At 71.6% G+C, this 17,523-nt stretch carries 17 protein-coding genes; 1 reads left to right on the forward strand and 16 read right to left on the reverse strand.

What is annotated here, in order from left to right; genetic code table 11:
- Positions 1-133 precede the first annotated feature (133 nt).
- The 8 genes from pyrF to pyrR form a co-directional block, all read right to left on the reverse strand.
- On the reverse strand, positions 134-976 hold the full coding sequence (gene pyrF / locus AB0D46_RS34190) for an orotidine-5'-phosphate decarboxylase (protein ID WP_362883364.1): 843 nt from the start codon (positions 974-976) through the stop codon (positions 134-136).
- The gene (locus tag AB0D46_RS34195; protein WP_362883365.1) at positions 973-2,082 is read right to left on the reverse strand and encodes a quinone-dependent dihydroorotate dehydrogenase; all 1,110 of its coding nucleotides are present in this window, start codon (positions 2,080-2,082) and stop codon (positions 973-975) included. The genes pyrF and AB0D46_RS34195 overlap by 4 nt, the downstream gene beginning before the upstream one ends.
- Positions 2,083-2,170: 88 nt before the next feature.
- On the reverse strand, positions 2,171-5,479 hold the full coding sequence (gene carB / locus AB0D46_RS34200; RefSeq protein ID WP_362883366.1) for a carbamoyl-phosphate synthase large subunit: 3,309 nt from the start codon (positions 5,477-5,479) through the stop codon (positions 2,171-2,173).
- A complete protein-coding gene (carA, locus tag AB0D46_RS34205; RefSeq protein WP_362883368.1) occupies positions 5,472-6,635 on the reverse strand; it encodes a glutamine-hydrolyzing carbamoyl-phosphate synthase small subunit in 1,164 nt (387 codons plus the stop codon). The genes carB and carA overlap by 8 nt, the downstream gene beginning before the upstream one ends.
- Positions 6,632-7,222 (reverse strand): hypothetical protein, encoded by a 591-nt coding sequence (locus AB0D46_RS34210; RefSeq protein ID WP_362883369.1) that lies wholly within the window; start codon positions 7,220-7,222, stop codon positions 6,632-6,634. Before AB0D46_RS34210 ends, carA begins: the two co-directional genes overlap by 4 nt.
- A complete protein-coding gene (locus AB0D46_RS34215) occupies positions 7,219-8,505 on the reverse strand; it encodes a dihydroorotase (RefSeq protein WP_362883371.1) in 1,287 nt (428 codons plus the stop codon). Before AB0D46_RS34215 ends, AB0D46_RS34210 begins: the two co-directional genes overlap by 4 nt.
- A 2-nt stretch (positions 8,506-8,507) precedes the next feature.
- The gene (locus tag AB0D46_RS34220; RefSeq protein ID WP_362883372.1) at positions 8,508-9,500 is read right to left on the reverse strand and encodes an aspartate carbamoyltransferase catalytic subunit; all 993 of its coding nucleotides are present in this window, start codon (positions 9,498-9,500) and stop codon (positions 8,508-8,510) included.
- A gap of 110 nt (positions 9,501-9,610) precedes the next feature.
- Positions 9,611-10,198, reverse strand: coding sequence for a bifunctional pyr operon transcriptional regulator/uracil phosphoribosyltransferase PyrR (gene pyrR / locus AB0D46_RS34225; protein ID WP_362883373.1), 588 nt, complete (start codon positions 10,196-10,198; stop codon positions 9,611-9,613).
- A gap of 249 nt (positions 10,199-10,447) precedes the next feature.
- Here pyrR and bldD point away from each other — a divergent pair, with 249 nt between their 5' ends.
- Positions 10,448-10,948, forward strand: a complete 501-nt coding sequence (bldD, locus tag AB0D46_RS34230; protein WP_030026184.1) for a transcriptional regulator BldD — start codon at positions 10,448-10,450, stop codon at positions 10,946-10,948.
- Between the two features lie 182 nt (positions 10,949-11,130).
- Here bldD and nusB read toward each other — a convergent pair whose 3' ends face one another.
- From nusB to aroC, 8 genes are all read right to left on the reverse strand, one after another.
- Entirely contained in the window at positions 11,131-11,565 is a 435-nt protein-coding gene (gene nusB, locus AB0D46_RS34235) for a transcription antitermination factor NusB (protein ID WP_362883375.1), read from the reverse strand.
- Positions 11,566-11,567: 2 nt separating this feature from the next.
- Positions 11,568-12,134 (reverse strand): elongation factor P, encoded by a 567-nt coding sequence (efp, locus tag AB0D46_RS34240; RefSeq protein ID WP_362883377.1) that lies wholly within the window; start codon positions 12,132-12,134, stop codon positions 11,568-11,570.
- A gap of 61 nt (positions 12,135-12,195) precedes the next feature.
- Complete coding sequence (locus AB0D46_RS34245) at positions 12,196-13,302, reverse strand: aminopeptidase P family protein (protein WP_362883379.1); 1,107 nt, start codon at positions 13,300-13,302, stop codon at positions 12,196-12,198.
- Between the two features lie 118 nt (positions 13,303-13,420).
- The gene (locus tag AB0D46_RS34250; protein ID WP_362883381.1) at positions 13,421-14,155 is read right to left on the reverse strand and encodes an AAA family ATPase; all 735 of its coding nucleotides are present in this window, start codon (positions 14,153-14,155) and stop codon (positions 13,421-13,423) included.
- Positions 14,156-14,201: 46 nt separating this feature from the next.
- Positions 14,202-14,639: a type II 3-dehydroquinate dehydratase gene (gene aroQ / locus AB0D46_RS34255; protein WP_362883383.1), complete on the reverse strand. Its 438-nt coding sequence runs from the start codon at positions 14,637-14,639 to the stop codon at positions 14,202-14,204.
- The gene (gene aroB, locus AB0D46_RS34260; protein ID WP_362883385.1) at positions 14,636-15,727 is read right to left on the reverse strand and encodes a 3-dehydroquinate synthase; all 1,092 of its coding nucleotides are present in this window, start codon (positions 15,725-15,727) and stop codon (positions 14,636-14,638) included. Before aroB ends, aroQ begins: the two co-directional genes overlap by 4 nt.
- Entirely contained in the window at positions 15,724-16,242 is a 519-nt protein-coding gene (locus AB0D46_RS34265; protein ID WP_362883387.1) for a shikimate kinase, read from the reverse strand. The genes aroB and AB0D46_RS34265 overlap by 4 nt, the downstream gene beginning before the upstream one ends.
- Positions 16,239-17,423: a chorismate synthase gene (gene aroC, locus AB0D46_RS34270; protein WP_362883389.1), complete on the reverse strand. Its 1,185-nt coding sequence runs from the start codon at positions 17,421-17,423 to the stop codon at positions 16,239-16,241. Before aroC ends, AB0D46_RS34265 begins: the two co-directional genes overlap by 4 nt.
- Positions 17,424-17,523: the final 100 nt, after the last annotated feature.

Consider the following 17,523-nt stretch of genomic DNA (forward strand, 5'->3'; position numbering starts at 1 on the left):
GGCCTTCCTTTCCCCCCTTTGTTTCTGTGTCGGGGTCGGGCTGTTCGTCCCTGCCCCCCCCGGGGGCCGGGGGGGGGCCGCCCCGGCTCAACCCGCGGCCCCCCCCCACCGGTTTCCGGGTGCTCCCGACGCGCTAGCCGGCGACGGCCGCGCGGACCTCGTCGGCGAAGCCCTTCGCGGCGGCGCGCAGGGCCGCCGCGTCAGGGCCGTGCTTCAGGACGCCGCGCGACACGTTCGGCACGACGTTGCCGACGGCCCGGCCGAAGACGGCCGGCAGATCGGCGGCCGTCGCGCCCTGGGCCCCGATGCCGGGGGCCAGCAGCGGGCCGTTGATGTCGAGGTCGAAGGAGGACAGGTCGCCGAGGGTGGCGCCGACCACCGCGCCGAAGGAGCCCATCGGCTCGGCGCCGGCGTTCTCCGCCGCCAGGTGCGCCAGCATCGTCGCGCCGACGGTACGGCCGTCCTCGCGCAGGGCCCGCTGGACCTCGGCGCCCTCCGGGTTGGAGGTGAGGGCCAGGACGAACAGGCCGGCGCCCGACTCCCGCGCCAGGTCGACGGCCGGCTTCAGCGAGCCGTAGCCGAGGTAGGGGGAGACCGTCAGGGCGTCCGAGAACAGCGGCGAGGACGGGTCCAGGAAGGCGGAGGCGTAGGCGGCCATCGTCGAGCCGATGTCGCCGCGCTTGGCGTCCATCACGACGAGGGTCCCGGCGGCGCGCGCGTCCGCGACGGTCTTCTCCAGCACGGCGACGCCGCGCGAGCCGAACCGCTCGAAGAAGGCGGCCTGCGGCTTGAAGACGGCGACCTCCTCCGCGAGGGCCTCCACGACGGTGCGGGAGAACCGCTCCAGGCCCGCGATGTCGTCGCCCAGGCCCCAGGAGGCCAGCAGGGCGGCGTGCGGGTCGATGCCGACGCACAGCGGGCCCCGCGCGTCCATGGCGGCGCGCAGACGGGTTCCGAAGGGGGTCACGGGGCTCACAGCGCAGCCTTCCGGGTCTCGGCGCCCACGGCCTCGGCCAGGGTCGCGTACGGGCTGTTGGCCAGGCGCGCGGCCAGGCCCTTGTGGATGGCGCGGGCGTAGAAGGGGCCCTCGTAGATGAAGGCGCTGTAGCCCTGGATCAGGGTGGCGCCCGCGAGGATGCGCTGCCAGGCGTCCTCGGCGTTCTCGATGCCGCCCACGCCCACCAGGACGATCCGGTCGCCGACGCGCGCGTACAGGCGGCGCAGGACCTCCAGCGAACGCTCCTTGACCGGCGCACCGGACAGTCCGCCGGTCTCCTTCACCAGGGAGGGGGAGGACTTCAGGCCCAGCCCCTCACGGGCGATGGTGGTGTTCGTGGCGATGATGCCGTCCAGGCCGAGTTCCAGGGCGAGGTCGGCGACCGCGTCGACGTCCTCGTCCGCCAGGTCCGGAGCGATCTTGACGAGGAGCGGGACGCGCCGGTCGGTGACCGCCCGGTCCGCGGCCTCGCGGACGGCGGTGAGCAGCGGGCGCAGCGACTCGGTCGCCTGGAGGTTGCGCAGGCCCGGGGTGTTCGGCGAGGAGACGTTGACCACGAGGTAGTCCGCGTGCCGGGCCAGGCGCTCGGTGGACAGCACGTAGTCGGCGGCGGCCTCGGCCTCCGGGACGACCTTGGTCTTGCCGATGTTGACGCCGACGACGGTCCGGAAGACCGGGTTCCGGGCCGCGAGGCGTTCGGCGACGGCCTCGGAGCCCTCGTTGTTGAAGCCCATGCGGTTGATCAGCGCCCGGTCGGCGACGAGGCGGAACAGCCGCTTCTTGGGGTTGCCGGGCTGGGCCTGACCGGTGACCGTACCGATCTCGACGTGGTCGAAGCCGAGCATCGACATCCCGTCGATGGCGACGGCGTTCTTGTCGAAGCCGGCGGCGAGGCCGAAGGGTCCGTGCATCCGCAGGCCGAGGGCCTCGGTGCGGAGCTCCTCGTGGCGCGGTGCGAGCGCGGCCGCGACGAAGGTGCGCAGCACGGGGGTGCGGGCGGTGAGGCGGATCCAGCGGAAGGCCGCGTAGTGGGCCCGCTCCGGGTCCATCCGCTTGAAGACCAGGTTGAAGAAGAGCTTGTACATCGTGGAGAGGATCCCTCTGCGCTCATGGAAAGGGGGACACCCGTCGTGAAACCGGTGTCCCCCCTCCCGTGTCCGGGCTGTACGGGTGTTAGGCGCGGGCCGCGGTCAGGATCTCCGCGTGCTCCTGGAGGGAGCGGACGCCCACGTCGCCGCGGTTGAGCGCGTCGATGCCCTGGACGGCGGCGGCGAGCGCCTGGACCGTCGTCAGGCAGGGGACGCTGCGCGCCACGGCCGCCGTGCGGATCTCGTAGCCGTCGAGGCGGCCACCGGTGCCGTACGGGGTGTTGACGATCAGGTCGACCTGGCCGTCGTGGATGAGCTGGACGATGTTCTTCTCGCCGTTCGGGCCCTCGCCCTCGCTGAGCTTGCGCACGACGGTGGCGTTGATGCCGTTGCGGCGCAGGACCTCGGCGGTGCCGGAGGTGGCCATCAGTTCGAAGCCGTGGGCGACGAGTTCGCGGGCCGGGAAGATCATCGTGCGCTTGTCGCGGTTGGCGACGGAGATGAACGCGCGGCCCTTGGTGGGCAGCGGGCCGTAGGCTCCGGCCTGCGATTTGGCGTAGGCGGTGCCGAAGACGGAGTCGATGCCCATGACCTCGCCGGTGGAGCGCATCTCCGGGCCCAGGACGGTGTCGACGCCGCGGCCGTGGATGTCGCGGAAGCGCGACCAGGGCATGACGGCTTCCTTGACGGAGATCGGCGCGTCGAGCGGCAGGGTGCCGCCGTCGCCGTTCCTGGGCAGCATGCCCTCCTCGCGGAGTTCGGCGATGGTGGTGCCGAGCGAGATGCGGGCGGCGGCCTTCGCCAGGGGGACGGCGGTGGCCTTCGAGGTGAAGGGCACGGTCCGGGAGGCGCGGGGGTTGGCCTCCAGGACGTAGAGGATGTCGCCGGCCATGGCGAACTGGATGTTGATCAGGCCGCGGACGCCGACACCCTTGGCGATGGCCTCGGTGGAGGCGCGCAGGCGCTTGATGTCGTGCCCGCCGAGGGTGATCGGGGGCAGGGCGCAGGCCGAGTCGCCGGAGTGGATGCCGGCTTCCTCGATGTGCTCCATGACGCCGCCGAGGTAGAGCTCGGTGCCGTCGTAGAGGGCGTCGACGTCGATCTCGATGGCGTCGTCGAGGAAGCGGTCGACCAGCACGGGGCGGGTCGGGGAGATCTCGGTGGACTCGGCGATGTACGACTCCAGCCGGGTCTCGTCGTAGACGATCTCCATGCCGCGGCCGCCGAGCACGTACGAGGGGCGCACCAGGACCGGGTAGCCGATCTCGTCGGCGATGGCCTTGGCACCCGCGAAGGTGGTGGCCGTGCCGTGCTTGGGGGCCGGCAGGCCGGCGTCGGCGAGGACCTGGCCGAAGGCGCCGCGGTCCTCGGCGGCGTGGATGGCCTCCGGGGAGGTGCCGACGACGGGGACGCCGTTGTCCTTGAGGGCCTGGGCGAGACCGAGGGGGGTCTGGCCGCCGAGCTGGACGATGACGCCGGCGATGGGACCGGCCAGCGACTCGGCGTGGACGATCTCCAGCACGTCCTCGAGCGTCAGCGGCTCGAAGTACAGGCGGTCGGAGGTGTCGTAGTCCGTCGAGACGGTCTCGGGGTTGCAGTTGACCATCACGGTCTCGTAGCCGGCGTCGCTGAGGGCGAAGGAGGCGTGGACGCAGGAGTAGTCGAACTCGATGCCCTGGCCGATGCGGTTCGGGCCGGAGCCCAGGATGATCACCGCGGGCTTGGTGCGCGGGGCGACCTCGGACTCCTCGTCGTAGGACGAGTAGAAGTACGGGGTCTTCGCGGCGAACTCGGCGGCGCAGGTGTCGACCGTCTTGTAGACGGGGCGGACGCCGAGGGCGTGGCGGACCTCGCGGACGACGTCCTCGCGCAGGCCGCGGATCTCGGCGATCTGGTGGTCGGAGAAGCCGTGGCGCTTGGCCTCGGCGAGCAGCTCCGGCTGGAGCTTCTCGGAGGCGGCCAGGTCGTCCGCGATCTCCTTGATCAGGAAGAGCTGGTCGACGAACCAGGGGTCGATCTTCGTGTACTCGAAGACCTCTTCCCGGGTGGCGCCGGCGCGGATGGCCTGCATGACGGTGTTGATGCGGCCGTCGGTGGGGCGGACCGCCGTGGCGAGCAGCTCCTCCTTGTCGCCGGTGGGGCCGACGAAGGTGAACTGCGAGCCCTTCTTCTCCAGCGAGCGCAGGGCCTTCTGCAGGGCCTCGGTGAAGTTGCGGCCGATGGCCATGGCCTCGCCCACCGACTTCATGGTGGTGGTGAGGGTGGCGTCGGCGGCCGGGAACTTCTCGAACGCGAAGCGCGGGGCCTTGACGACGACGTAGTCGAGGGACGGCTCGAAGGAGGCTGGCGTCTTCTCGGTGATGTCGTTGGGGACCTCGTCGAGGGTGTAGCCGATGGCCAGCTTGGCGGCGATCTTGGCGATCGGGAAGCCGGTGGCCTTCGACGCGAGCGCCGAGGAACGCGAGACGCGGGGGTTCATCTCGATGACGATGACGCGGCCGTCGGTCGGGTCGATCGCGAACTGGATGTTGCAGCCGCCGGTGTCGACGCCGACCTCGCGGATGATCGCGATGCCGATGTCGCGCAGTCGCTGGTACTCGCGGTCGGTGAGCGTCATCGACGGGGCGACGGTGATGGAGTCGCCGGTGTGGACGCCCATCGGGTCGAAGTTCTCGATGGAGCAGACGACGACGACGTTGTCCTTGGTGTCGCGCATCAGCTCCAGCTCGTACTCCTTCCAGCCGAGGATGGACTCCTCCAGGAGCACCTCGGTGGTCGGGGAGAGCGTCAGGCCCTGGCCGGCGATGCGGCGCAGCTCGTCCTCGTCGTGGGCGAAGCCGGAACCGGCGCCGCCCATGGTGAAGGACGGGCGCACCACGACGGGGTAGCCGCCGAGGATGTCGACGCCCTCGATGACGTCGTCCATCGTGTGGCAGATCACCGAGCGGGCGGACTCGCCGTAGCCGATCTTGGCCTTGACGGCCTCGACGACGCCCTTGAAGAGGTCGCGGTCCTCGCCCTTGTTGATGGCCTCGACGTTGGCGCCGATCAGCTCGACGCCGTACTTCTCCAGCACACCCTGCTCGTGCATGGAGATCGCGGTGTTGAGCGCGGTCTGGCCGCCGAGGGTGGGCAGGAGCGCGTCGGGGCGCTCCTTCGCGATGATCTTCTCGACGAACTCGGGGGTGATCGGCTCGACGTACGTGGCGTCGGCGATCTCCGGGTCGGTCATGATCGTCGCCGGGTTGGAGTTCACCAGGATGACCCGCAGGCCCTCGGCCTTGAGGACGCGGCAGGCCTGGGTACCGGAGTAGTCGAACTCGGCTGCCTGACCGATGACGATCGGGCCGGAGCCGATGACCAGGACGGACTGGATATCGGTGCGCTTAGGCACGCTCGGCCTCCATCAGGGCGGATTCCATCAAAGCCGTGAAACGGTCGAAGAGGTACGCGGCGTCGTGCGGGCCGGCGGCCGCCTCGGGGTGGTACTGGACGGAGAAGGCGGGCTGGTCGAGCAGCCGCAGGCCTTCGACGACCTGGTCGTTCAGGCAGACGTGGGAGACCTCGGCGCGGCCGTAAGGGGTCTCGGACACCTTGTCGAGGGGCGCGTCGACGGCGAAGCCGTGGTTGTGCGCGGTGACCTCGACCTTGCCGGTGGTGCGGTCCTGGACGGGCTGGTTGATGCCGCGGTGACCGTACTTCAGCTTGTAGGTGCCGAAGCCCAGCGCGCGGCCCAGGATCTGGTTGCCGAAGCAGATGCCGAACAGCGGCGTCCGGCGGGCCAGGACGCCCCGCATGACGGCGACGGGGCCGTCGGCGGTGGCCGGGTCGCCCGGGCCGTTGGAGAAGAACACGCCGTCCGGGTCGACCGCGTAGACGTCCTCGACGGTCGCGGTCGCGGGCAGCACGTGCACCTCGATGCCGCGCTCGGCCATCCGGTGCGGGGTCATGCCCTTGATGCCCAGGTCGATCGCGGCGACGGTGAACTTCTTCTCACCGATCGCGGGAACGACGTACGCCTCCTTGGTGGCGACCTCCGCGGCGAGGTCGGCGCCCTTCATCTGCGGGGCTTCCTTGACGCGGGCCAGCAGCGTCTCGTCGCGCACGCCGGTCCAGGCGTCGCCGGAGAAGATGCCGACGCGCATGGCGCCGCGCTCGCGCAGGTGGCGGGTCAGGGCGCGGGTGTCGATGCCGGAGATCCCGACGACGCCCTGCTCGACGAGCTCCTCGTCCAGCGAGCGCTGCGAGCGCCAGTTGGAGGGGACCCGGGCGGGGTCGCGCACGACGTAGCCGGCGACCCAGATGCGGGAGGACTCGGGGTCCTCGTCGTTGACGCCGGTGTTGCCCACGTGCGGCGCGGTCATCACGACGACCTGCCGGTGGTACGACGGGTCGGTGAGGGTCTCCTGGTAGCCGGTCATCCCGGTGGAGAACACGGCCTCGCCGAAGGTCTCCCCCACAGCGCCGTAGGCACGGCCGCGGAAGATGCGACCGTCCTCCAGGACGAGTACGGCGGGAGCTTTGGCTGCTCCCCTGGTGGAGGTCGTCATCGTTCGGCGCCTTCCGTCGTGATGGATGAGTTCTGTGTTACCAGCGTGTCGATGCTTCGAACCCAGGCGGCGTGTTCGGCCGCCCGGTCGGAGCGGAATCCGGAGTCGATCAGCTTGTCGCCGTGCGCCCATGTGACGACGAGGAGACCGCCCTCGGTGAGTACCTTGCCCGCGATTCCCTTGTCGAGGCGGGCGCCGCGCAGCTGCGCGGCCGGTACGAAGAAGTCGGTGGCACCCGGTCGGACCACGTCCAGGCCCGTGTCGGTGAGCGTCAGCTCGACCCGGCTGCGGACGCCCAGTCCGTGGGCGACGATCCGGTCCAGCCACTGCCCGGCGGTGGTCGAACCGTGGTAGCGGCCGGTCAGTGCCAGTCGGTGCTCGGGGAGTCCGTCGGGTGCGACGGGCAGCTCCGGCAGATCGCTCTGCAGTGCGCCGCGCCATTTCCAGCCCTGCCGCATCAGCCAGTACACGAACGCGATGAAGACGAGCAGACCGATCACCCACGCGATGCGGGCGCCCCAGTCCGTCACCTCCGCCGACTGTCGCTCGGCAGCCTCTGCGGCCAGTTGGATCACTGCAGGTGTCACGCCAATGTCCCGTCCACGACCGTTGCCCGGCCCCGCAGGAAGGTATGAGTGACGCGCCCCGGCAGCTCACGGCCCTCGTAAGGCGTGTTGCGGCTGCGGGAGGCGAAGTGTGCGGGGTCCACGACACCACGGTACGAGGTATCGACCAAGGTCAGGTTCGCGGGTTCACCTGCCGAGACGGGTCGGCCGTGGTTCTCCAGGCCGCCGATGCGCGCCGGGGCGAAGGACATGCGCTCCGCGACGCCCGCCCAGTCGAGCAGTCCGGTCTCGACCATCGTCTGCTGGACGACGGACAGCGCGGTTTCCAGGCCGACCATGCCCATGGCGGCGGCGGCCCACTCGCAGTCCTTGTCCTCGTGCGGGTGCGGGGCGTGGTCGGTGGCGACGATGTCGATCGTGCCGTCGGCGAGCGCCTCGCGCAGGGCCAGCACGTCGCGCTCGGTGCGCAGCGGCGGGTTGACCTTGTAGACCGCGTTGTACGAGCGGACGAGCTCGTCGGTGAGGAGCAGGTGGTGCGGGGTCACCTCGGCGGTGACGTCGATGCCTCGGGACTTGGCCCAGCGGACGATCTCGACGGAGCCGGCGGTGGAGAGGTGGCAGATGTGCACGCGGGAGCCGACGTGCTCGGCGAGGAGGACGTCGCGGGCGATAATCGACTCCTCGGCCACGGCCGGCCAGCCGCCGAGGCCGAGCTCGGCCGAGACGATGCCCTCGTTCATCTGGGCGCCCTCGGTCAGGCGGGGCTCCTGGGCGTGCTGGGCGACGACGCCGCCGAAGGCCTTCACGTACTCCAGGGCGCGGCGCATGATCACGGCGTCGTCGACGCACTTGCCGTCGTCGGAGAAGACGGTGACGCGGGCGGCGGAGTCGTGCATGGCGCCCAGCTCGGAGAGCTGCTTGCCCTCCAGGCCGACGGTGACGGCGCCGATGGGCTGCACGTCGCAGTAGCCGGACTCCTTGCCCAGTCGCCACACCTGCTCGACGACACCGGCGGTGTCGGCGACCGGGAAGGTGTTCGCCATGGCGAACACCGCGGTGAAGCCGCCGGAGGCCGCGGCACGGGTGCCGGTCAGCACGGTCTCGCTGTCCTCGCGGCCGGGCTCGCGCAGATGGGTGTGCAGGTCGACGAGGCCCGGCAGGAGGACCCGGCCCGCCGCCTCGATGACGGTCGCGCCCTCGGCGGACAGGTCCTGTCCGACCTCGGCGATGGTCTCGCCGTCGATCAGTACGTCCTGCGCCTCGCCACCGAGTACCTTCGCGCCACGGATAAGGATCTTGCTCATGGTTACTTGCTCTCCTCGGTACGGGCGGCTGCGGGGGTGGTGGTGACGGCGGGCTCGGAGCCTCCGAGCAGCAGGTACAGGACGGCCATCCGGGTGGAGACGCCGTTGGCGACCTGCTCGACGGCCGTGCAGCGGTCGGAGTCGGCGACCTGGGCGGTGATCTCCATGCCGCGGTTCATCGGGCCGGGGTGCATGACGATGGCGTGTTCGGGCATCCGGGCCATCCGCTCGCCGTCGAGCCCGTACCGGCGGGAGTACTCGCGCTCGGTCGGGAAGAAGGCGGCGTTCATGCGTTCGCGCTGCACGCGCAGCATCATGACCGCGTCGGACTTGGGCAGCACCTCGTCGAGGTTGTACGAGACCTCGCAGGGCCAGCTCTCGACGCCGATCGGCACCAGCGTGGGCGGGGCCACCACGGTGACCTCGGCGCCCAGCGTGTGCAGCAGCAGGACGTTGGAGCGGGCGACCCGGCTGTGCAGGACGTCGCCCACGATGGTGATCCGGCGGCCGGAGAGGTCCTTGCCGAGCCCGGCGTCGCGGCCGACCAGGCGGCGGCGCATGGTGAAGGCGTCCAGCAGGGCCTGGGTGGGGTGCTCGTGGGTGCCGTCGCCGGCGTTGACCACGGCGGAGTCGATCCAGCCGGAGGTCGCGAGCCGGTAGGGGGCGCCGGAGGCGTGGTGGCGGATGACCACGGCGTCCGCGCCCATGGCCTCCAGGGTCAGCGCCGTGTCCTTCAGCGATTCGCCCTTGGAAACGGACGAACCCTTGGCGGAGAAGTTGATGACGTCCGCGGACAGCCGCTTGGCGGCGGCCTCGAAGGAGATCCGGGTGCGGGTCGAATCCTCGAAGAACAGGTTGACGACCGTGAGGCCGCGCAGGGTGGGCAGCTTCTTGATCGGCCGGTCCGCGACGCGTGCCATCTCCTCGGCGGTGTCGAGGATCAGGACGGCGTCGTCGCGGGTGAGGTCGGCGGCCGAGATGAGGTGGCGCTTCATCTGGATGGCTCCGTAGGTCGGGAGGGCGGGCGGGCTGGCGGGCGCGCCGGGGTACGGGCAGGGCGAACCGCGGTACGGACCCCGCCGGGCGGGATCCGGACCGGCGGGCGCTACTGCTGTCCGGCTGCCTGGGCGGTCCGCTGGCCGAGCAGTACGGCGTCTCGGCCGTCCTCCTCCTGGAGCTGGACCTTCACGGTCTCCCGCAGCGACGTGGGGAGGTTCTTGCCGACGTAGTCGGCGCGGATGGGCAGCTCGCGGTGGCCGCGGTCGACGAGGACCGCCAGCTGCACGGCGCGGGGGCGGCCGATCGCGCCGAGGGCGTCGAGGGCGGCGCGGATGGTGCGGCCGGAGAAGAGCACGTCGTCGACGAGGACCACGAGGCGACCGTCGATGTCGTCGCCGGGGATCTCCGTGCGGCCGATCGCCCGGGCGGGCTTCAGGCGCAGGTCGTCGCGGTACATGGTGATGTCGAGGGAGCCGACCGGGATCTTCGTACCGGTGATCTCTTCGAGCTTCTCGGCCAGCCGGCGGGCGAGGAAGACACCGCGGGTCGGAATGCCGAGGAGGACCACGTCGTCGGCGCCCTTGGCGCGTTCGACGATCTCGTGGGCGATGCGCGTCAGGACCCGGGCGATGTCCTGGGTGTCCAGAACGGGGCGCATCGGGTCCGGGTCGGGCGTGGAAAGCTGGGTGTCCATGGAAAGGACCTCCTTCTCCGCCTCACGGGACGGACCTTAAAGGACGTCTGCAGTACGCCGTCCACCGTAGCAGGGGCCGGGTGCGGGGCCCGCACCGGGCCGGGCCGGACCCCTCGCGGGTGGGGCCCGGCCGGCATTCGGCTTGACGCATCCACGTAACGCTGCGTAGCCTCACAGTGAGTTACCAGCCGCGCGGCGGAGCCGCACGTTGTCCCATGTCGTCACAGCGTCACAGCGTCCGGGAGCGTTATGTCCAGCGAATACGCCAAACAGCTCGGGGCCAAGCTCCGGGCCATCCGCACCCAGCAGGGCCTTTCCCTCCACGGTGTCGAGGAGAAGTCCCAGGGCCGGTGGAAGGCCGTGGTGGTCGGTTCCTACGAGCGCGGGGACCGCGCCGTGACCGTCCAGCGTCTTGCCGAGCTGGCCGACTTCTACGGGGTCCCGGTGCAGGAGCTGCTTCCGGGCACGACTCCCGGCGGAGCCGCCGAGCCGCCGCCGAAGCTGCGCCTCGACCTGGAGCGTCTGGCGGGCGTGCCCGCCGAGAAGGCCGGGCCGCTCCAGCGTTACGCCGCCACGATCCAGAGCCAGCGCGGTGACTACAACGGCAAGGTGCTGTCGATCCGCCAGGACGACCTGCGCACCCTGGCCGTCATCTACGACCAGTCCCCCTCGGTCCTGACCGAGCAGCTGATCAGCTGGGGCGTGCTGGACGCCGACGCGCGGCGCGCGGTGGCTCACGAGGACGTCTAGTCCCCGGGGCCGTCCCGGCCCAGCAGAAACGTTTACCGGTGGGTGCCGGGTCCCGAAGGGGGGCCGGCACCCACCGGTTTTTTCACGTCCGCGTCCGGGCCGGTCGGCGGCCCGACCCACGACCGACGGAAGGGCCCGCAGCGCGTTCGCTGCGGGCCCTTCCGTGAGCGCGGTGCCGCGCGTCAGCTCTCGCTGCGGCGCAGGTTCGGCTTGAGGTCCTTGAAGCGACCCAGGAGCCCGTTCACGAACGACGGGGAGTCGTCCGTGGAGAACTCCTTGGCGAGCTGGACGGCCTCGTCGATGGCCACGGCGTCCGGGGTCTCGTCGACCCAGATCAGCTCGTAGGCGCCCAGCCGCAGGATGTTCCGGTCGACGACCGGCATGCGGTCGAGCTCCCAGTCCACGGCGTAGGTGATGATCAGATCGTCGATCCGGTTCACCTTGTCGGCGTAACCCTCGACGAGATCCATCGTGAAGGCGGCGACCGACGGCTGCCGGTCGTCCGACCGCGAGTGGCGGATCCAGTCCGCGAGGACCTCACGCACGGGAACACCGCGCTGGTCGGCCTCGAAGAGGATCTGGAAAGCGCGCTTGCGCGCGTTGCTCCGGGCAGCCACGGTTAGCTGTTCACCCGGCCGAGGTAGGAGCTCGTGCGGGTGTCGACCTTGATGGTCTCGCCGGTGGTGACGAAGAGCGGGACCTGGATCTCGTGGCCGGTCACCAGCTTGGCGGGCTTGGTGCCGCCGGTGGAGCGGTCGCCCTGGACGCCCGGGTCGGTGTGCTCGATGACGAGCTCGACGGCGGCCGGCAGCTCGACGTACAGCACCTCGCCCTCGTGCTGGGCGACGGAGGCGGTGAAGCCCTCGATCAGGAAGTTGGCGGCGTCGCCGACGGCCTTCTTGTCGACCATCAGCTGGTCGAAGGTGCTCATGTCCATGAAGACGAAGTACTCGCCGTCCATGTACGAGAACTGCATGTCACGGCGGTCGATGGTGGCCGTCTCGACCTTCGTGCCGGCGTTGAAGGTCTTGTCGACGACCTTGCCGGAGAGCACGTGCTTGAGCTTGGTGCGCACGAAGGCCGGGCCCTTGCCGGGCTTGACGTGCTGGAACTCGACGACGGACCAGAGCTGGTCACCGTCGAGCTTGAGCACCATGCCGTTCTTGAGGTCGTTCGTGGAAGCCACGGTTGCGGAATCTCCTGCACTGGAAGACCAAGGGTGCGCACTCCCGGCCCGGCAACGCGGGCTAGAGCGCGAGCAGCTCCTTGGTCGTAATGGTGAGTAGCTCGGGACCGCCGTCCGCCTCGGGGCGCACGACGAGCGTGTCATCGATCCGGACACCTCCCCGGCCCGGGAGGTGAACCCCCGGTTCGACGGTGACCGGCACGCAAGCGTCCAGTTTACCCATTGCCGTAGGTGCAAGCTGCGGGTCCTCGTCGATTTCGAGACCGACCCCGTGTCCCATCCACCCGGCGAGGGCCTCGCCGTGCCCCGCCGAGTCCAGTACGGAGCGCGCCGCGCGGTCGACGTCACGGTACGCGGCGCCCGGCAGCAGGGCCTCCCGGCCGGCCCGCTGGGCGGCGAAGACGAGGTCGTAGAGCTCGATCTGCCAGTCGGCGGGGGTGGTGCCGATCACGAAGGTGCGGCCGATCTCGCAGCGGTAGCCGCGGTAGTTCGCGCCCAGGCAGACGGACAGGAAGTCGCCCTCCTCCACCCGCCGGTCGGACGGCCGGTGGCGGGAGCGCCCGGAGTGCGGGCCGGTGCCGACGGAGGTCGGGAAGGCGGGCCCGTCGGCGCCGTGGTCGACGAGGCGGCGTTCCAGCTCCAGGGCGAGGTGGCGTTCGGTACGGCCGACGAGGATCGACTCCAGCAGCTCCCCGAGGGCCTGGTCGGCGATCTCGGCGGCGATCCGCAGGCAGGCGATCTCGTCCTCGTCCTTGACGAGCCGCTGCTGTTCCACCGCCGAGCCGAGGTCGGCCAGCCGCAGCCGGGGCGCGACGGAGTGCAGGGCGCGGTGCCGGCCGACGGTCAGGTGGTGCTCCTCGACGGCGAGGGACTCCGCCCGTACGGACGCCGCCAGGTCGGCGGCGGCCACCGCCGGGTCCGCGCCGGGGCTCGGCAGGACGGAGAGCCGCAGTTGGTCGTCCAGGCGTCCCTCGTCGGCCTCGCCGGTGGGGGCGCCCGCGCAGAACATCACGTCGTCGGCCGGTCCGACCAGCAGGACGGCGTCCAGCGGGGACGCCCCGGCGAGGTAGCGGACGTTCGCCGGACGCGTGATCAGGGCGGCGGAGTTGCCCGCCGCTGCGCAGCGGTCGCGGAGCAGGCCCCTGCGGGCCGCGTACACGTCTGACATGTCTTCGAGCGTACGAGCGCCCGGCCCATCCGGCCCGGCGAGCGCGTCCGCACGGGGCCGGGCGGCGCCGCCGGCCCCGGCCTGCTCGCCGCCCGTTCCCGGGGCCGCGGCGGCCGGGCTACCAGGTCCCGGGGGTCGCGAGGGCCCGGGCGAGGGCCTCGTCGAGGGCGCGGGCGGTGCCCTCCACGTCGAGGTGGGAGTTGTCGATGATCGGCAGGCCGGATCCGTACCAGCCGGCCATCCGGCCGTGGATGCGGGCGACTTCCTCGTCGGCGAGCCTGCGGTTGCCCGAGCGGGCGGCGTTGCGGTCCAGGACGATCTCCAGGCCCGGCAGCAGCACCACGGGCAGCAGCCCGGGCCCCACGTGCCGCTTCCAGCCGCCGAGCCCGACCACCGGCCGGTCGGGGAAGACGGCGTCGTCGAGGATGCAGGAGATGCCGTTGGCCAGGAAGTTGCGGGCGGCGAACCCGCAGGTGCGGCGGGCAAGCCGGTACTGGGCCTCGGAGTGCTCGTTCCAGCCGGTCTGCGGGTCCGCGAAGCCCGAGCAGACCCATTCGCGGACGTCGTCCAGGCTGATGTGCGCGGTCGGCACCGGGCGGGTGCCCGCCCAGTGCCGGGCCACGGTGGTCTTCCCGGCGCCCGCCGGGCCGATGAGCAGCACCGCGAGGGTGGCTCCGCCCGTGCCGGGCGGGGGCGGCCCGGCCGGCAAGGGCACGGCCGGGGGCAGCGGGACGTGTCCCGTGGCGTCGGGCACCGGGGTCACCGGCCAACCCTGCGCCGGGGGTATCGGCGGCTGCGGGGGCGCCGCCGGGTGTTGTCCCGGCGGACCCCAGCCCCCCACTCCGTGCTGCATCCGCGCCACTCCGTCTCGTTCAGGCGACTGATGCGAGAACGTTATCTCAGGCCGTGACCTCTTCCGCCAGCGCACGGAGCGCCAGCCGGTAGGAGCCCAGGCCGAAGCCCGCCACGGTGCCCGTCGCCACGGCCGCGATGACCGAGGTGTGCCGGAACTCCTCGCGGGCGTACGGGTTGGAGATGTGCACCTCGATGAGCGGCGCGGTGCGCTGCGCCGCCGCGTCCCGCATGGCGTACGAGTAGTGCGTGAAGGCGCCCGGGTTGATCACGACCGGGGTCTTGTCGTCCGCCGCCTCGTGCAGCCAGCGGACCATCTCGCCCTCGTCGTTGGTCTCGCGGACCTCCACGTCGAAGCCGAGTTCCGCGCCCAGGGCGCGGCAGCTCTCGACGAGTCCGGCGTACGAGGTGGCCCCGTACACGTCGGGTTCGCGGGACCCGAGCCGGCCCAGGTTCGGGCCGTTCAGGACGAGCACCCGCCTCACGCGGCGACCTCGCCGAAGGCGGCGAACAGCACGGCCGGGTCGGGGCCTTCCAGGACGGTCGGCTTGCCCAGCCCGTCGAGGACGATGAAGCGCAGCAGGTCGCCGCGGGACTTCTTGTCGAGCTTCATCGTCTCCAGCAGCTTGGGCCACTGGTCGCCGCGGTAGGTCAGCGGCAGGCCGACGGAGGCCAGAACGGCCTTGTGCCGGTCGGCGGTCGCGTCGTCGAGGCGTCCGGCGAGCCGGCCGAGTTCGGCGGCGAAGACCATGCCGACGGAGACGGCGGCGCCGTGGCGCCACTTGTAGCGCTCGTTCTTCTCGATGGCGTGCGCGAGGGTGTGGCCGTAGTTGAGGATCTCGCGCAGTCCGGCTTCCTTGAGGTCGCTGGAGACCACGTCGGCCTTGACCCGGATCGAGCGGACGATCAGCTCGGCGGTGTGCGGTCCGGCGGGCGTACGGGCCGCCTGCGGGTCCTCCTCGATCAGGTCGAGGATCACCGGGTCGACGATGAAGCCGGCCTTGATGATCTCGGCGAGGCCGCTGACGTAGTCGTTGACCGGCAGCGAGTCCAGCGCCGCCAGGTCGCAGAGCACGCCGGCCGGCGGGTGGAACGCGCCGACGAGGTTCTTGCCCTCGGCGGTGTTGATGCCGGTCTTGCCGCCGACCGCCGCGTCGACCATCGCCAGCACGGTGGTCGGAACCGCGATCCAGCGCACCCCGCGCAGCCAGGAGGCCGCGACGAAGCCCGCGAGGTCGGTGGTGGCGCCGCCGCCCACGCCGACGATCACGTCGGTGCGGGTGAAGCCGGACTGGCCGAGGGCCTTCCAGCAGTACGCGGCGACCTCGATGGTCTTGGCCTCCTCGGCGTTCGGCACCTGGATGGCGACCGCCTCGTAGCCCTGCGCCGCCAGGTCGTCCCGCAGCGCCTCACCGGTCGAGGCCAGCGCCTCGGGGTGGATCACGGCGACCCGCTGCGCCCTCGTACCGATCAGGCTGCCCAGCTCACCGAGCAGCTGCCGGCCGACCAGCACGTCGTACGCGTCGTGCCCGGCGCTCGCGCCGACGTTGATCCGCGTCACCTGGTCTGTCATACGTCCTTCAACTCCAGAGCGTCGAGGACCGCCTGGGCGACCTCTTCGGGGGTGCGGTCGTCGGTGGCCACCACGACGCGCGCGACTTCGGTGTACAGGGGGCGCCGGGCCTCCATCAGCTCGCGCCACTGGCGGCGCGGGTTGACGGCGAGCAGCGGTCGGGCGGCGCCGAGGCCGACGCGGCGCACGGCCTCCTCGACGTCCATCGACAGGTAGACGACGGGCAGCCCGGCGAGCAGGCCGCGGGTGCCCTCGTCGAGGACGGCGCCGCCGCCGAGGGCGAGGACTCCGGTGTGTTCGGCGACGGCGGCCGCGACGGCCTGCCGCTCCAGCGCGCGGAAGTAGGGCTCGCCCTCGTCGACGAACAGGTCGGAGATCTCCCGGCCCTGGGCGGCGACGATGTCGGCGTCCGTGTCCCGGTAGGGGACGGCCAGCCGTTCGGCGAGCAGGCCCCCCACCGTGGACTTGCCGGACCCCATCGGGCCGACGAGGACGACCAGTGGTCCGCCCGTCACCGGATCTGCAGGTTGTCGAGGTAGGAGCGGACGTTGCGGCGGGTCTCGGGCACCGAGTCGCCGCCGAACTTCTCCACGACCGCGTCGGCGAGGACGAGGGCGACCATGGCCTCGGCGACGATGCCCGCCGCCGGGACGGCACAGACGTCGGAGCGCTGGTGGTGGGCCACCGTCGCCTCGCCGGTCGCCACGTCCACGGTGGCCAGCGCGCGCGGCACGGTCGCGATGGGCTTCATCGCGGCCCGTACGCGCAGCAGTTCACCGGTGGTCAGACCGCCCTCGGTGCCACCGGCGCGGCCGGAGGTCCGCTTGAGGCCCTCGGGGGTGGACACGATCTCGTCGTGGGCCTGCGAGCCGGGCACGCGGGCCAGGTCGAAGCCGTCGCCGACCTCGACTCCCTTGATGGCCTGGATGCCCATGAGGGCCGCCGCGAGACGCGCGTCGAGTCGGCGGTCCCAGTGGACGTGCGAGCCGAGTCCGACGGGCACGCCGTAGGCGAGGACCTCGACGACGCCGCCGAGGGTGTCGCCGTCCTTGTGGGCCTGGTCGATCTCGGCGACCATCGCCTTGCTCGCGTCGGCGTCGAGGCAGCGCACCGGGTCCGCGTCGAGCTTGTCGACGTCGGCGGGGGTCGGGTAGACGCCGTACGGGGCCTTGGCCGCGGCCAGTTCCACCACGTGGGAGACGATCTCGATGCCGGCGACCTCCTTGATGAAGGAGCGGGCGACGGCGCCGAGGGCGACACGGGCGGCGGTCTCCCGGGCGCTGGCGCGCTCCAGGATCGGCCGGGCCTCGTCGAAGCCGTACTTCTGCATGCCCGCGAGGTCGGCGTGGCCGGGGCGCGGGCGGGTGAGCGGCGCGTTGCGGCCGGTCTCCTTGAGCAGCGACGGGTCGACCGGGTCGGCCGACATCACGGTCTCCCACTTGGGCCACTCGGTGTTGCCGATCATGACCGCGATCGGGGAGCCCTGGGACAGGCCGTGGCGGACGCCGCCGAGGAAGGTGATCTCGTCCTGCTCGAACTTCATCCGGGCACCGCGGCCATAGCCGAGCCGGCGTCGGGCCAGGTGATCGGCCACCAGCTCGGTGGTGACCGGGACGCCGGCGGGAAGACCCTCCAGCGTCGCGACCAGTGCCGGTCCGTGCGACTCTCCTGCGGTCAGCCAACGCAACCTGCTCAACGATGCTCCTCATGCTCGCGCCTGGCACAGCGATGGCGCGATCGGGTGCGCGGCCCTGACCCGCCGTACCCGATCCTCCCATGTCCGGAGGGATGTATCG

The organism is Streptomyces sp. NPDC048383 (genome assembly GCF_040651775.1).
Taxonomy (GTDB): Bacteria; Actinomycetota; Actinomycetes; order Streptomycetales; family Streptomycetaceae; genus Streptomyces.